The 14,687-nt window shown below is 67.8% G+C and carries 13 protein-coding genes; 9 read left to right on the top strand and 4 right to left on the bottom strand.

Translation table 11 applies throughout. The features are described from left to right. The first annotated feature begins 76 nt into the window (after window positions 1-76). Together E9536_RS30255 and E9536_RS30250 are read left to right on the top strand one after the other, a co-directional pair. Entirely contained in the window at window positions 77-1,678 is a 1,602-nt protein-coding gene (locus E9536_RS30255) for a DUF3138 family protein (RefSeq protein WP_136471813.1), read from the top strand. 116 nt (window positions 1,679-1,794) lie between these two features. Continuing rightward, window positions 1,795-2,871 carry a C45 family peptidase gene (locus E9536_RS30250; protein ID WP_136471811.1) on the top strand — a complete coding sequence of 359 codons (1,077 nt, stop codon included), beginning with the start codon at window positions 1,795-1,797 and terminating at the stop codon, window positions 2,869-2,871. 57 nt (window positions 2,872-2,928) lie between these two features. Here the strand turns inward: E9536_RS30250 and E9536_RS30245 are convergent, their stop codons facing one another. Then, complete coding sequence (locus tag E9536_RS30245; protein WP_119336290.1) at window positions 2,929-4,314, bottom strand: MFS transporter; 1,386 nt, start codon at window positions 4,312-4,314, stop codon at window positions 2,929-2,931. Between the two features lie 182 nt (window positions 4,315-4,496). Continuing rightward, window positions 4,497-5,357: an SH3 domain-containing protein gene (locus E9536_RS30240; protein ID WP_136471809.1), complete on the bottom strand. Its 861-nt coding sequence runs from the start codon at window positions 5,355-5,357 to the stop codon at window positions 4,497-4,499. 237 nt (window positions 5,358-5,594) lie between these two features. On the opposite strand from E9536_RS30240, the gene E9536_RS30235 reads away from it, so the two are divergent. Next, window positions 5,595-6,143 (top strand): YbhB/YbcL family Raf kinase inhibitor-like protein, encoded by a 549-nt coding sequence (locus E9536_RS30235; protein WP_244112278.1) that lies wholly within the window; start codon window positions 5,595-5,597, stop codon window positions 6,141-6,143. Here E9536_RS30235 and E9536_RS30230 read toward each other — a convergent pair. After that, window positions 6,140-6,508 carry a hypothetical protein gene (locus E9536_RS30230; protein WP_059692720.1) on the bottom strand — a complete coding sequence of 123 codons (369 nt, stop codon included), beginning with the start codon at window positions 6,506-6,508 and terminating at the stop codon, window positions 6,140-6,142. The genes E9536_RS30235 and E9536_RS30230 overlap by 4 nt on opposite strands. Before the next feature lie 30 nt (window positions 6,509-6,538). Further along, window positions 6,539-6,931: a helix-turn-helix domain-containing protein gene (locus tag E9536_RS30225; protein WP_060085734.1), complete on the bottom strand. Its 393-nt coding sequence runs from the start codon at window positions 6,929-6,931 to the stop codon at window positions 6,539-6,541. 136 nt (window positions 6,932-7,067) lie between these two features. Here E9536_RS30225 and E9536_RS30220 point away from each other — a divergent pair, with 136 nt between their 5' ends. The 6 genes from E9536_RS30220 (at window position 7,068) to E9536_RS30195 (ending at window position 14,685) form a co-directional block, all read left to right on the top strand. Further along, window positions 7,068-7,700, top strand: coding sequence for a glutathione binding-like protein (locus tag E9536_RS30220; RefSeq protein WP_027789846.1), 633 nt, complete (start codon window positions 7,068-7,070; stop codon window positions 7,698-7,700). Between the two features lie 93 nt (window positions 7,701-7,793). Then, window positions 7,794-8,177 (top strand): hypothetical protein, encoded by a 384-nt coding sequence (locus tag E9536_RS30215; RefSeq protein ID WP_136471807.1) that lies wholly within the window; start codon window positions 7,794-7,796, stop codon window positions 8,175-8,177. A gap of 94 nt (window positions 8,178-8,271) precedes the next feature. Further along, window positions 8,272-9,564, top strand: coding sequence for a TolC family protein (locus E9536_RS30210; RefSeq protein WP_136471805.1), 1,293 nt, complete (start codon window positions 8,272-8,274; stop codon window positions 9,562-9,564). An 11-nt stretch (window positions 9,565-9,575) separates the two neighbouring features. Continuing rightward, window positions 9,576-11,117 carry an efflux RND transporter periplasmic adaptor subunit gene (locus E9536_RS30205; RefSeq protein WP_136471803.1) on the top strand — a complete coding sequence of 514 codons (1,542 nt, stop codon included), beginning with the start codon at window positions 9,576-9,578 and terminating at the stop codon, window positions 11,115-11,117. Beyond that, entirely contained in the window at window positions 11,114-14,320 is a 3,207-nt protein-coding gene (locus E9536_RS30200) for an efflux RND transporter permease subunit (RefSeq protein ID WP_136471801.1), read from the top strand. Before E9536_RS30205 ends, E9536_RS30200 begins: the two co-directional genes overlap by 4 nt. Continuing rightward, window positions 14,317-14,685, top strand: coding sequence for a copper-binding protein (locus E9536_RS30195; RefSeq protein ID WP_136471799.1), 369 nt, complete (start codon window positions 14,317-14,319; stop codon window positions 14,683-14,685). The genes E9536_RS30200 and E9536_RS30195 overlap by 4 nt, the downstream gene beginning before the upstream one ends. Window positions 14,686-14,687 lie beyond the last annotated feature (2 nt).

Genomic DNA, 14,687 nt, shown 5'->3' with positions numbered 1-14,687 from the left:
TCCCGCATACCTTTCGCGCGCCCCGCCGCTGATCGCGGCGGGCGGGGGCGCGCTCGTCCCGACGACCACCCAGAACATGAAACTCAAACACATGACGGCGCTGTGCCTGCTCGCGTTCGACGCGGCCACGGCATTCGCGCACACGCCGCAGGCGACCGATGCGAGCAGGATGAAGGCGCTGCAGGCGCAGGTCACCGCGCTGCAGCAGCAGGTGAACGCGCTGCGCGCGAGCATGCTGGCCGCGCAGGTGCCCGGCGCGGCGCCGGCCGCCAACGCAGCCAGCGCCGCCACTGCGACATCGAGCGGCGCAAGGATCGGTTCGATCAACACGGCCGCTGCCGCCGCCGCGCCGGCCGCCGATTCCGCACCGGCGTTCACGAACGACGACCTGCAGCAGATGCGCGAGCAGATCGCGAATGCGTCGCTGAAGGTCGACTCGCTGCAGGAAGCCGCGACGACCGGCCCGCTCGCGGGCCTGAGCATCACCGGCTACGTCGATCCCGTGTACCTGTTCAACCGCGCGCAGCGCACGTCCGGGTTCCAGTTCCTCAACCACGATCCGGGCGCGTACGACTACTTCAACAGCACGATCGGCGACGTCTACCTCGACATCAAGAAGACCTTCGGCGTCGGCCCGATGGCGCCGTCGGCGGAGGTCGTGATCCAGCCGAACCGCGGCTTCGGCAACGTGTTCAGCAATTCGCACGGCGGCGTCGGCAACAACATCGTCACGCAGGCCGTGGTGACCGTGCCCCTCAGCACGACGCGCACTTTCGAGATCGGGATGATGCCGAGCCTCGCCGGCTACGAGGTGCAGCCGTCGACCCAGATGCTGACGCTCACGCACGGGCTGCTGTACGACTTCAGCGAACCGGGCAACCTGATCGGCGTCGGCCTGAAGGGCTCCAATGCGGCGATGACGCGCTTCTGGCAGGTCGTGATCGGCAACGAGGTGTTGCGCACCGCCGGCGCGATCGCGAACGCGGCGAACAACACGACCAAGACCAACTGGACGCCGACGATCACCGCGCGCTTCGACAACGCGACGTCGACCGCCTTCGACTTCGGCATTTCCGGGATGCTGGGCCGGCAGTCGCTGTTCTCGCCGTGCGCGACGGCGGGCGGTTACGGCTACCAGTGCAACGGCTCGTCGCCGACCGGCCTCTACAAGTACGTGGAAGCCGACGCGACCTATACGCACGACAAGACGCAGATCAACGCGCAGGTCGACTACGGCGAGCTGCAGAAGGGTGCGTGGAACGGCGGCACCGCACGCTGGTACGGGATGTCGCTGCTCGGCCATACGAAGTGGACGCAGGCATGGGTCGGCCGCATGGGCGCGACGCTGCGCTTCGACTACCTGAACAACACGTCGAACGGCGGCGGCGGCACGAACATCCAGTACGGGCTCGCGGGCGGCAATCCGTCGGTGAACGGGTCGAGCGGCTTCGGCATCGATCCGGCGTGCTTCCAGGGTTCGTCGACGAACGGCACCGAGTGCAAGGGCGCGCAGCGTTACGCGATCACGGCCGACCTGCTGTTCTATCCGACGCAGCAGATCACCGTGAAGCTCGAGTATCGCCACGACGCGGCGAACCATCCGGTGTTCCTGAAGAGCAACGGCACGTACGCGCGCAGCAACGACCTGGCCGGGATGCAGTTCATCTATTCGTTCTGACCGTTCTGACTGGTCTCGCCGTTCCGGCCGGTGCAAATGCCGGCCGACCGGCTGCGCCATGCATCACGTTCCGGGCCGTGCGGGCCCGGCACGCATTCAACCCAGGAGATTTGACCTTGAAGCTGCACACCTTCGTGACCGACCTCACCGATCCGCACGAGCGCGGCCGCCTGATCGGCGCGCGTTTCGCCGCCGAGATTCGCGAGACGGTCGCGCTTTACCTCGCGTTCTTCCCGAAGCTCGGCATCGAGCCGCAGCGCGCGCGGGAGATCGGCGAAGCGAGCCTGGCCGCGCTCGGTGCGTGGTGCCCGCGCCTGGCCGCCGAAGTCGAGGCGATCGCCGACGGCGTCGACCTGCCGCGCTGGCAGCTCGCGTGCCTGAACGCACGCACCGAGATTCTTGCGACCGCGCCCGCGTCGGCCGAAGGCGAGTGCTCGACGACCGTCTACGCACCGGCCGGCCCGCACGCGCCGCGCACGCTGCAGACGTGGGACTGGCACGACAGCCTCGCGCCGCAGGGGCTGCTGATGCGGTTCGCGACGCCGCATGGCCGCACCGTCAAGCTGTTCTCCGAGTTCGGGATGCTCGCGAAGCTCGGCGTGAACAGCGCGGGGCTCGGGCTGCACTTCAACATCCTGCATCACGCGAGCGACAACGACAGCGCCGGTGTGCCCGTGCACGCGATCGCGCGGCGCCTGCTCGAGGATGCGACGACGGTGCAGGAGGCGATCGAGCTCGCCCGGTCCGCACGCGTGAGCGCGTCCACGGTGCTGACCGTGTTCACGCGGCATGACGCGAACCCGCGCGCGGCGAGCATCGAGCTGAGCCCGTCGGGAATCGGCGTGGTGGTGCCGCGTCCGGACGGCTGGCTGCTGCATACGAACCACTTCCTCGATCGCGCGCTGAGCGGCGGCGAGTGCATGCCCGACAGCTCGACCACGCGCGAACGCTTCGCGCACCTGAACGAAGTCGTGAACGGGATGACGAGCGCCGATGTGCGCGAGCGCGCGGCGGCAATGTGCGGTGCGGCCGGCGATCAGGCCGTCGTGTGCTTCCGCGCCGATCCGTCGATGCCCGACACCGAGCGCTGGGAGACGCTGCTGACCGTCGGCATCGATACCGACGCGTGCGCACTCGACTACGCGGCGGGCAATCCGCACGATCTCGCTCGCGACGGGTTTCAGCGATTTTGACGCGGCACGCGGGCGGCGGCGAGGCAGGGCGGCACGCGTGTGCCGCCCTCGTGAGGCTCATGCGTCGATGCGTTCGACCTTGCCGACGAGCAACCCGTATGACAGGCTGCCCGCGAGTGCCATCGCGGCGATATAGGTGATCGCGCGCGAGAAGTCCGCGCCGTTCACGAGCAGCCCGATCACGATCGGCGTCGCGATCGCGGACAGGTTGCCGATCAGGTTGAACACGCCGCCCGTGAGGCCGATCAGCCGCGCGGGCGCGAGCCCCGACACGAGCGACCACGTGATCGACGCGAAGCCGTTGCCGAAGAACGCGATCGTCATGAACGCGATCACCCAGCCGGTCGACGTGACGTAGTTCGCGCCGATGATGCAGGTCGAGATCAGCAGCCCCGAGATGATCGGCAGCTTGCGCGCGAAGCCCTGTGACGCGCCGCGACGCATCAGCCAGTCCGACAGCACGCCCGAGCACAGCACGCCGACGAACGCGGCGAGGAACGGCAGCGACGCGAGAAAGCCCGACTTGATGAAGTCCATTCCGCGATACCTGACGAGGTAGGTCGGGAACCACGTGAGGAAGAACCACAGCGTCGAGTTCAGCGCGAACTGGCCGAGATAGATGCCCCACAGCTTGCGCCGGCCGAGCACGACGCCGAGGTCGCGCCACGTCGACGGTGCGCGCTCGGTGCGCGCCGCGATGCGGTCTTCGAGATCGACGAGGCCGCCGCCGTCGCGGATCAGCGCGATCTCGGCCGCGTTGACGCCGCGAAACGCGCGCGGCTCGCGATACACCGCATACCAGATCGCGGCCCATGCGATGCCGGCGAGGCCGGTCGCGACGAACACCATGTGCCAGCCCAGATGCACCTGCAGCCACGCGAGCACCGGCGTGAGGAACGCGAGGCCGACGAACTGGCCCGACGTGTAGCCGCCGATCGCGCTCGCGCGCTCGCGGGTCGGGAACCACGTCGTCACCACGCGGTTGTTGATCGGGTAGGCCGGCGCTTCGAGCGCGCCCACCGCGAGACGCAGCACGACCAGCCCGACGAACGAACCGGCGAAGCCGAGCAGCAACGTCGCGGCCGACCACAGCGCGAGCGCGCCGGCATACAGCACGCGCGGCGACACCTTGTCGACGAGCCAGCCGCCCGGCACTTGCATCAGCGCGTAGGTCCAGCCGAACGCGGAAAACACGAGGCCCGCGCGCACGGGATCGATGTTCAGTTCCTTGAACAGCGCGGGCGCGGCGATCGACAGGTTGCTGCGGTCGAGATAGTTGATCACGACCGTGATGAACAGCAGCGCGAGGATCAGCAGGCGCTTGCGGCTGGGCGGCGCCGCCTGCGCGGCGGCCGCGCGGGCGGTTGAACCGGATGCGATGCCGGCGTGGGCGGGCAATTGATCCGGCGGGTTCGAGTGGGTGCGTGACGCAGATTGGGCCACGGTTGTCTCCTGTGTTCTGTGCCCGGCCGTCGCCCGCGAGCGGGGCGACCGAATCGAATGGCGTTGGGGCGAACGTTAGAGCCGCGGCGGGAAGCGCGTCAACATTTGGGCAGGTATCCCTATTAATGGGATGTTCTGCGTTCAATATGTGGGAAGGCGTGGCGAATAGGCCGCCGCTTGCATCAGTTGCCCACCGCCTCCTTCGCACTGACCCAGCCCTGCACCGCCCCTGCATGCGGGTTGCGATACCGCACCTTCAGCCACTGGAAATCGGCGCTCGCGTCGATCACCTCCACCGTGTCGCCCGCGACGACATAGCGGCGCGTGGGCGCATCAGTCATCGCATCGTGCAGCGGCAGGCGAGCCGGGCGCACCTTGAACGCGACGGTGCCGCCGCCATAGGCGTCGGGGCGGCGCGCGACGCGCTTGCCTTGCGCGTCGTAGGTCAACAGCATCGACGACGGGCCGTTGTCGGTGTCGAGCAGGTCGCGCAGGTCGTCCGGTATCGCTTCGCTCGACTGGTACAGGTACATCCTGCCGCTGCCGTCGAAGCGATACGCATCGGTGTACCAGATCGGGCCGCCGCGGCACGAGCTGTACAGCGTGCGCTCCTTCGGCTTCGCCTGCACGTTGACCAGCCCGTCGCAATTGCCGTGCGGCATGTCGCTCGCGGGCATCCGCAACGGCTCGAACTGCTGGCGCGCGGCGTCGTACAGGTAGATGCCGTAGCCATCGTTCACCATGCCGAGCGTCGCGTGCATCGCGAGATCGCGGTGGCCGTCGAAGTTGTAGTCGTCCGATGCGAGGTGATAGCGGCCTTCCTCGTCGGCGGCGGTCACGTCGAGCGTCTGCGTCTTGCCGCTCGGCAGGAAGCGCACGGTAATGTGATCGCCGTCCGCCCGTTCGACGCGGGCCGTGACGGTGTCGTCGACCTTGAACGTGAGCAGCGGTTTGGCCGCCTGCGCGGCGGGCGCGATCGATGCGCAGGCAACGAACAGCATGGAGCCGTGGAGCAGCGAGCGGAGTCGTGAAGGGCGCGTCATGGTCGGATCAGGCATGAAGGGCATGAATGGCGTGAATGGCGTGAATGAGGATGGAAGCGGCCGGCCCGGACTTCCGTTTGCCGCCAATGTACCGGCATCCGGCGCTTTCCGCGAGCGGGGCCGGCATGGCGGGACGTTGCCGGGTAGTCGCCATACCGGTACGTTTGCTTGCCTTGTTCGGGGCCGGCGCGATTGCAAGAATGTCCGTTCCATTCCTGCTTGCTGGTGAGGTTGACGATGACGATATTCAAGCCCGGTTTCGCCCTTTGCGTTGCGATGCTCGCTGCCGGTACGGCACGGGCGGGCGATTTCTCGATCGAAAGCGCGGAGCTTGCCGGCGGCGCGTTTGGTCGCGCGCAGGTATCGGACAGCTTCGGCTGTCACGGTCAGAACATTTCGCCCTCCATACGGTGGAGCGGTGTTCCGGAAGGCACGCAAAGCTACCTGCTGACGATGTTCGATGCCGACGCACCGACGGGCTCCGGCTTCTGGCACTGGGTCGTCGCCGACATACCGGCGTCGGCGCATGGCATCGCGCCCGGTTCGGGCAATGACGTTGCCGGACTGCCGGCGGGTGCCGTCCCGATGAAGAACGACACCGGCCATGTCGGCTATCTGGGCCCGTGCCCGCCGCAGGGCGACACCCATCGCTACGTCATTACGCTGACCGCGCTCAAGGTGGCGAAGCTGCCGGTCGAGCACGACGCGACGCCCGCGGTCGTCGGCTATACCGCTCACTACCAGGCCCTCGCGAAGGCGACGATGACGGTGCGGTTGAGCCGTTAACCGCGCGTGCTGTCGTCCTGAAACCCGCTCTTCCCCGCGAAGATCTCCTTCAGCGCGGCGCGCAGCGTGACCGGATCGTACTGGCCGGGCGCGAGATGGATCACGTAGCGCGTCTGGCCGTCGAGTCGCGCGGCGATGCCGGGTTCGATCTCGATGTCGATCGTGTCGTCCGTCAGCCTCACCGACAGATCCTTGACGCGCCAGGTGATCTGGTCGCGCACCATCACTTCGATCAGCGTGTCGTCCGGAAAGCGCGACAGCGCGAAGCAATAGTCCTGCTCGGCGTCGTGACAGTAGATGTTGGCGAAGCTTTCGTCGTCGTCGAGATCGGACGTCGCCGCGCCGACGGTGGCGTGAAGTTCCATGAACGGGTTCCTGCGTAAGGGTGGTAGGGGTTATCGGTTCGAATGAAGGACCGTTCCGATCGCTGCCGCCGCGCCGGGCGTCGCGCCGGTGTCGCACGACGCAGCGGCATCGCGCGCCTTCAGCCACAGCCCGAATTCGCGCATGACCTCGACGACGGGCCGCAGCCGGTCGCCGTCGGCGGTCAGGTCGTACTCGACCCGCACCGGCACTTCCGGATAGACGGTGCGCCGCACGAGCCCTGCATCTTCGAGTGCGCGCAGGTCGAGCGTCAGCATGCGCTGCGAGATGCCGGGCATGTCGCGGCGCAGGTCGCTGAAGCGTCGCGGCCCGTCGAGCAGATACGACACCAGCAGCAGCCGCCAGCGGCCGCCGAGCAGGCGCATCGCTTCTTCAACGGAACATCCGGTCGCACTCGTTTTCATCGTGCTGAATCCTGGTCGGTAAATTTTTTGTGACTACGGCACAAACGACTGCCGTCTTCCCGGCGATGCGCCGATGCGAGATATTAGCGCCCGCGTCGCGGCGAATCGATACATGGACAACCCACGAAGGAAACGCATGAAGCTCTATCACGCTCCCGGAAGCTGTTCGCAGGCCATCTGCATCGTGCTGCGCGAAGGCGGCATCGACGCGGAGGTCATCAAGGTCGACGCACGCAAGCACGTCATTGAAGACGGGCGCAATTACTACGATGTGACCGAACTCGGCTACGTGCCGCTGCTCGAACTCGACGACGGCACGCTGCTGCGCGAAGGCCCTGTGATCGCGCAGTATCTCGCGGATCTGCGCCCGGAAGCCGCGCTCGCGCCTGCGTACGGCACGCTCGCGCGCTACCGGCTGATGGAATGGCTCAATTTTCTCGGCACCGAGATCCACAAGGGGTTCATTCCGCTGCTGTACGCGGTGCAGGCGGGGAAATATGTCGATCCGGCGAGAACGAAGCTCGACAGCCGTTTTGCATGGATCGACCGCCAGCTCGACGGCAAGGCATTCCTGACCGGCGACACGTTCACCGTTGCCGATGCCTACCTGTTCGCGCTGACCGGCTGGGGCAAGGCCGACTGGATGCGGTCGGTGTACAACGCGGATATCGACCTGACCCGGTATGCGCATCTGCGTGCATGGTACGAGCGGGTGCGTGCGCGGCCGGCGGTGCGCGCCGTGCTGGAGGCCGACGCGTTGGCGCGGTAGCGTGCGATGGGCGCGATGGGTGGGGCTAGGGCGCGTCGTTCCGCCGTATCGATGCGCCGCCACACAGCAAAACCCCGCGCTATAATCGCCCGCATGAAATTCCTCCGGACCGTCATCCTGCTGCTGCTCTGCGCGGTGCTGCCCATCAGCGGGCTGGCAGCCAGCGGCCTGGCCGGGGAATGCCCGATGATGCAGCAGGGCATGTCGATGTCGATGGACATGGACGCCGGCATGTCCGCCGACATGCCGGGCTGCGATTCGATGCGGTCGTCGTCCACCGGCAAGGCCCACGCGAAAGCGAAGGGCCTGTCCTGCAAGCTGACGGCGCAATGCCAGTTCGGCAGTCTCTATCATCCGGCCGCTCGCGCCGAAGTCGGTCGTCCCGCTGCATTCGCCAGCATCGTTGCCTTTCACTACGCGCAAATCCTCCCGGTCCGCGATCCGAACGGGTTGTGGCGCCCTCCACGCATCAGCTGATCCCGATCCGATAGGTTCGCCGCATTCGCGGTGAGGTTCGTCCTGTGCGCAGGACGTGGAATCCCCGTGGGGGTTCCACCGTTGGGGTTAAACCATGTCATTCCATTTCGGCACGCCGCTTGCGCGGCGTGCGCGCCAGCGCGCGCCCATGCTTTGGGCGGCGCTGCTGGTTGCGGGCGCGGCTCACGCGCAGCAACCGCCTTTTACGCTGGACGCCGCGCTGCAGTCCGCCACCGATCATTCCGCGTCGATGCAGGCCGCCCAGGCTTCGGTGCGCGCCAGCTCTGAGGCGGCCGTGAAGGCCGGCCAACTGCCCGACCCGATGCTCAAGGCCGGCATCGACAACCTGCCGGTCAATGGCGGCCAGCGCTTCACCGTCGGCCAGGACTTCATGACGATGCGCCGCATCGGCATCGAGCAGGAGTGGGTGTCCGGCGACAAGCGGCGCCTGCGCTCGGCACTGGCCAACGAGCAGGTCGGGCGCGAGCGCGCCGGCTATCTCGCGCAGCTCGCGAGCGTACGCCAGCAAACCGCAACGGCGTGGCTGAATGCCGTCTACGCGAAGCAGGCGCTCGCGCTGCAGCAGGCGCTGCTCGATCACATGAACCATGAACTCGACGCGACGAAGGCGTCGTATCGCGGCGCGAAGGCGAGTGCGGCCGATGTCGTCCAGGCGCGGGCCATGCTCGCGCAGACGCAGGATCAATGGCTGAAAGCGCGGCAGGTCTACCAGACCGCGCTCATCGCGTTGTCGCGCTGGACCGCCGTGCCGGCGTCGGACGTCACGGGCACGCCGCCCGCGCCGGAATCGTTCGTGTCGTCGTTGCCGCCGGACGAACTGCGCGTAGCGCAGCCGGCGCTGATCACGGCCGCCGACGATATCGCCGTCGCCGAAGCCGATACCGCCGTTGCGAACAGCGAACGCCGCCCGAACTGGACGTGGGAGGTTGCGTACCAGCAACGCGGCGGCGCGTATTCGAACATGGTGTCCTTCGGCGTCACGATTCCGTTACCGCTCAATCGCAAGAACCGCCAGAACCGTGATGTCGCCGAGAAGGCCGAACTGGCGACGAAGGCGCGCCTGATGTACGAGGACACGCTGCGCCAGGTACAGGCCGATATCCGCACGCAGTCCGAAACGCTCGCGAGCGGCCGCGAACGCATCGCGAACCTGAGTACGTCGCTGTTGCCCGCCGCCGACCAGCGCGTGCAGCTGGCCGATGCCGCCTACCGGGCGGGCACGGGTTCACTCGCCGACACGTTCGCCGCGCGGCGCGCGCAACTCGACGCGCAGTTGCAGGTGCTCGATCTCAGGCGCGACGTGTCGCAGACCTGGGCGCAGCTCGAATATCAGGTCGTGCCGTCGACGATGGCCGCCGCGCAGTGAAGGAGAACCTCATGAAAAAGCCATCCCTGGCGCGCGCGGTGCTGTTGACGTTTGCCGCCGCGGCGCTGCTCGGTGCCGGTTACGTCGCAGGCATGCGCCATGCGGCGGGCGGCGTATCGGCCGCATCGTCCGTAGCGCCCGGCGCCGCACCTGCCGGCAAGACCGACCCGAACACGGGCCGCAAGGTGCTGTACTGGCACGACCCGATGGTGCCGAACCAGCATTTCGACAAACCGGGCAAGTCGCCATTCATGGACATGCAGTTGCAGCCCGTCTATGCGGACGAGGGCGGCGGCGCGTCCGGTATCCGGATCGATCCGGGCCTGCAGCAGAATCTCGGCATCCGTTATGCGACCGTGCGCCGTCAGCAGACGGCGGCCGGATTCGACGCGGTGGGCACCACGCAGTTCGACGAATCGCGCGCGGAGGTCGTCCAGTCGCGCGTCACCGGCTACATCGATCGCCTTTATGCACGCGCACCGATGCAGCGCATCGCGAAGGGCGCGCCGGTGGCGTCGCTGTTCGTGCCTGACTGGCTCGCGCCGCAGGAGGAATACCTCGCACTCAAGCGCGGCGGGATGGACGGCAGCCTGCTCGATGCATCGCGCGCACGGATGCGGGCGCTGTCGATTCCCGACGGCATGATCGCGAGCCTCGATCGCACCGGCCGCGCGCAGACGCACGTGGTGCTGACCGCGCCGGAAACCGGCGTCGTCAGCGAGCTGAACGTGCGGGACGGCGCGATGGTCGCGCCCGGACAGACGCTGGCGAAGATTGCGGGGCTGTCGACGCTGTGGCTCATCGTCGAGGTGCCGGAAGCGCTCGCGCTGAACGTGCAGCCGGGGATGCCGGTCGATGCGACGTTCGCGGGTGACCCGGCGCAGCGTTTCACCGGCCGCATCCGCGAAGTGCTGCCCGGCATCAGCACGAGCAGCCGCACGCTGCAGGCGCGTGTGGAGATCGACAACGCCGCGCTGAAGCTCACGCCCGGCATGCTGATGCGCGTGCGGGTTGCCGGGAAGGCGAGCGTGTCGCGCCTGCTCGTGCCGTCCGAAGCGGTGATCGCGACCGGCAAGCGCACGATCGTCATCGTGAAGAACGGCGACGGCCGGCTCCAGCCGGTGCAGGTGACGACCGGCAACGACATCGGCGGCGACACGGAAGTGCTCGACGGGCTGAACGAAGGCGATACGGTCGTTGCATCGGGGCAGTTCCTGATCGATTCGGAGGCGAGCCTGAAGAGCGTGCTGCCGAGGCTGCGGAGCGACCCCGGCGCAAGCGGGGCGGCGGTGACTGCCGAGCCGGCGCCGAAAGCAGCGGCCCCGATCTACGAAACCACCGGCAAGGTCGAACAGGTCACGGCCGACGACATCACGTTCTCGCATCAGCCCGTGCCGGCGCTCGGCTGGGGCGCGATGACGATGACGTTCGGCAAGCCGTCGGCCGCCGCGTTCCCTGGCGTGAAGCCGGGCCAGACGGTGCGTTTCGCGTTCACGCAGACCGACGACGGTTATCGCCTGACGAAGGTCGAACCGCAGGGAGGCGAACGATGATCGCGCGCATCATTCGCTGGTCGGTCCACAACCGCTTCCTCGTGCTGCTGGCCACCGTGCTGATCGCCGCATGGGGCGTCCACTCCGTCGGGCAGACGCCGCTCGACGCGTTGCCCGATCTGTCGGACACGCAGGTGATCGTGAAGGCGTCGTATCCGGGCAAGGCGCCGCAGATCGTCGAGGACCAGGTGACCTATCCGTTGACGACCACGCTGCTCGGCGTGCCCGGTGCGAAAACCGTCCGCGCGTACTCGTCGTTCGGCGACGCGTTCGTCTACGTGCTGTTCGACGACCGCACCGATCCGTACTGGGCGCGCTCGCGCGTGCTCGAATACCTGAGCCAGGTGCAGAGCCGGCTGCCGGCCGGCGCGACCGTGTCGCTCGGGCCGGATGCGACCGGCGTCGGCTGGGTGTACGAGTACGCGCTCGTCGATCGCACCGGCCGTCACGATCCCGGGCAACTGCGCGCGCTCAACGACTGGTTCCTGAAGTTCGAGCTGAAGGCCGTGCCGGACGTCTCGGAAGTCGCGAGCATCGGCGGGATGGTGCAGCAGTACCAGGTCGTGCTCGATCCGGACAGGCTGCGCGCATACGGCATCACGCAGGCGGAAATCGCGACTGCGCTCGGCAACGCGAACCAGGCGTCCGGCGGCTCGGTCGTCGAGCTGGCCGAGTCGGAGTACATGGTGCGCTCGACCGGCTACCTGCGCACGCTCGACGATTTCCGGCACGTGGTGCTGCGCACGAACGACGCCGGCACGCCCGTGCTGCTCGGCGACGTCGCGCGCATCCAGGTCGGCCCCGCGATGCGGCGCGGGATCGCGGAGCTGAACGGGCAGGGCGAGGTGACGGGTGGCGTCGTCGTGATGCGCTCGGGCAAGAACGCGCTCACGACGATCGACGCGGTGAAGGCGAAGCTGGCCGACCTGAAGCGTTCGCTGCCGCCCGGCGTCGAGATCGTCACGACCTACGATCGCTCGCAACTGATCGAGCGCGCGGTGGGCAACCTGAAGGACAAGCTGATCGAGGAATTCGTCATCGTCGGCATCGTCTGCGCGGTGTTCCTGTTCCATCTGCGCAGCGCGCTCGTCGCGATCCTGTCGCTGCCGCTCGGCGTGCTGGCCGCGTTCATCGTGATGCGCTACCAGGGCGTCAACGCGAACCTGATGTCGCTCGGCGGGATCGCGATCGCGATCGGCGCGATGATCGACGCGGCGATCGTGATGATCGAGAACGCGCACAAGCATCTCGAGGCGTACGACCACGCGCATCCCGGCGAACCGGTCACGGCCGCGCGACGATGGGAGCTCGTCGCGTCGTCGGCCGCGGAGGTCGGGCCCGCGCTGTTCTTCTCGCTGCTGATCATCACGTTGTCGTTCATCCCGGTGTTTTCGCTGGAAGGGCAGGAAGGCAAGCTGTTCGCGCCGCTGGCGTTCACGAAGACCTACACGATCGCCGCCGCCGCCGGGCTGTCGGTGACGCTGGTGCCGGTGCTGATGGGCTATCTCGTGCGCGGCCGCATTCCGCACGAGCACGCGAACCCGATCAACCGCGTGCTGATCCGCGTGTACCGGCCGCTGCTCGAAGCGACGCTCCGGCGGCCGTGGGTCGCGATCGGCGTCGCGGTCGTCGCGCTCGGACTGACGGCCGTACCGTTGTCGCGGCTCGGCGGCGAATTCATGCCGCCGCTCGACGAAGGCGACCTGCTGTACATGCCGACCGCGCTGCCGGGCCTCTCCGCCGACAAGGCGAGCGAGCTGCTGCAGCAGACCGACCGGCTGATCAAGACCGTGCCCGAGGTCGACACGGTGTTCGGCAAGTCGGGCCGCGCCGATACCGCGACCGATCCCGCGCCGCTCGAGATGTTCGAAACGACGATCCGGTTCAAGCCGCGCAGCGCATGGCGGCCCGGCATGACGCCGGAGAAGCTCGTCGACGAACTCGACCGCACGGTGAAGGTGCCGGGCCTGTCGAACGTGTGGGTGCCGCCGATCCGCAACCGGCTCGACATGCTGTCTACCGGCATCAAGACACCGGTCGGCGTGAAGATTTCCGGGCCGGACCTGGCCGGGATCGACGCGATCGCGAAGCAGGTCGAGGCCGCGGTGAAGCGCGTGCCGGGCGTGACGTCCGCGCTTGCGGAACGGCTGAACGGCGGCCGCTACATCGACGTCGATATCGACCGGCTCGCGGCCGCGCGCTACGGATTGTCGGTGGCCGACATCCAGTCGGTCGTGTCTTCGGCAGTCGGCGGCGACGATGTCGGCGAAGTGATCGCGGGGCGCGAGCGCTTTCCGATCAACCTCCGCTACCCGCGCGAGATCCGCGATTCGGTCGAGAACCTGCGGCAGCTGCCGGTCGTTACCGCGCGCGGCGCGCAGATCCGCCTCGGCGACGTCGCGCGCATCGCGATCGCCGACGGGCCGCCGATGATCCGCAGCGAGAACGCGCGACTGTCCGGCTACGTGTACGTCGACATTCGCGGCACCGATCTGCGGAGCGCCGTGCGCGCGATGCAGCAGGCCGTCGCGCAACAGGTCGCGTTGCCGCCCGGCTATTCGATCGCGTGGTCGGGGCAGTTCGAGTATCTCGAACGCGCGGCGGCCAGGCTGCGCACCGTCGTGCCGGTCACGCTCGTGGTGATCTTCGTGCTGCTGTTTCTCACGTTCGGCTCGGCGGCCGATGCGCTGCTGCTGATGTCGACGGTGCCGTTCGCGCTGGTCGGCGGCTTCTGGCTCGTGTGGGCGCTCGGCCATGCGGTGTCCGTCGCGACGTCGGTGGGTTTCATCGCGCTCGCGGGCGTGGCCGCCGAATTCGGCGTCGTGATGCTGCTGTACCTGAAGAGCGCGCTGCAGCGCCGGCTCGATGCCGGCGAACCGCTGACCGACGCGCTGCTGCTCGACGCGATCCGCGAAGGCGCGGTGCTGCGCGTGCGGCCGAAGGCGATGACGGTCGCCGTCGTGCTCGCCGGCCTCGTGCCGATCATGGTCGGCCACGGCGCCGGCTCCGAAGTGATGCAGCGCATTGCCGCGCCGATGGTCGGCGGCATGGTCACGGCGCCGCTGCTGTCGATGTTCGTCATTCCCGCCGCCTGGCTCCTGCTTCAGCGCCGTCATGCGCGAAGCACGGGCCGCGTGCGGCATTCCGATGCAGTACCTCACGGCACGAACGTGCCATCCATCCCAACCGGAGAATCACGATGAAGAAGTGGATCACTGTCACCACCACCGCAGCCGTTCTTGCGACCGGCGCTTTCACCGCGCCGGCCTTCGCCGCCGGCGACATGGCCGGCATGGACATGTCGGGCATGAAGATGTCGTCGGGCAGTGCGGCCGAGTCGAACGCCGCGCTGACCGATGCCGAAGTGAAGAAGGTCGATGCCGCGAGCGGCAGGATCACGCTGAAGCACGGCGCGCTCGACAACGTCGGGATGCCCCCGATGACGATGGCGTTCAAGGCGAAGGACGCGGCGATGCTCGAGCACGCGCATGCGGGCGACAAGGTCAAGGTGCGGATCGAGAAGGTCGACGGCACGCTGACGATCGTCAAGCTCGTGAAGGCGTCCTGACC

This window comes from Burkholderia sp. LS-044, from assembly GCF_004803625.1.
In the GTDB taxonomy this organism is placed as follows: Bacteria; Pseudomonadota; Gammaproteobacteria; order Burkholderiales; family Burkholderiaceae; genus Burkholderia; species Burkholderia cepacia.
The sequence above is the reverse complement of the archived record's forward strand: the minus strand, read 5'-3'. Positions and strand labels throughout refer to the sequence as shown.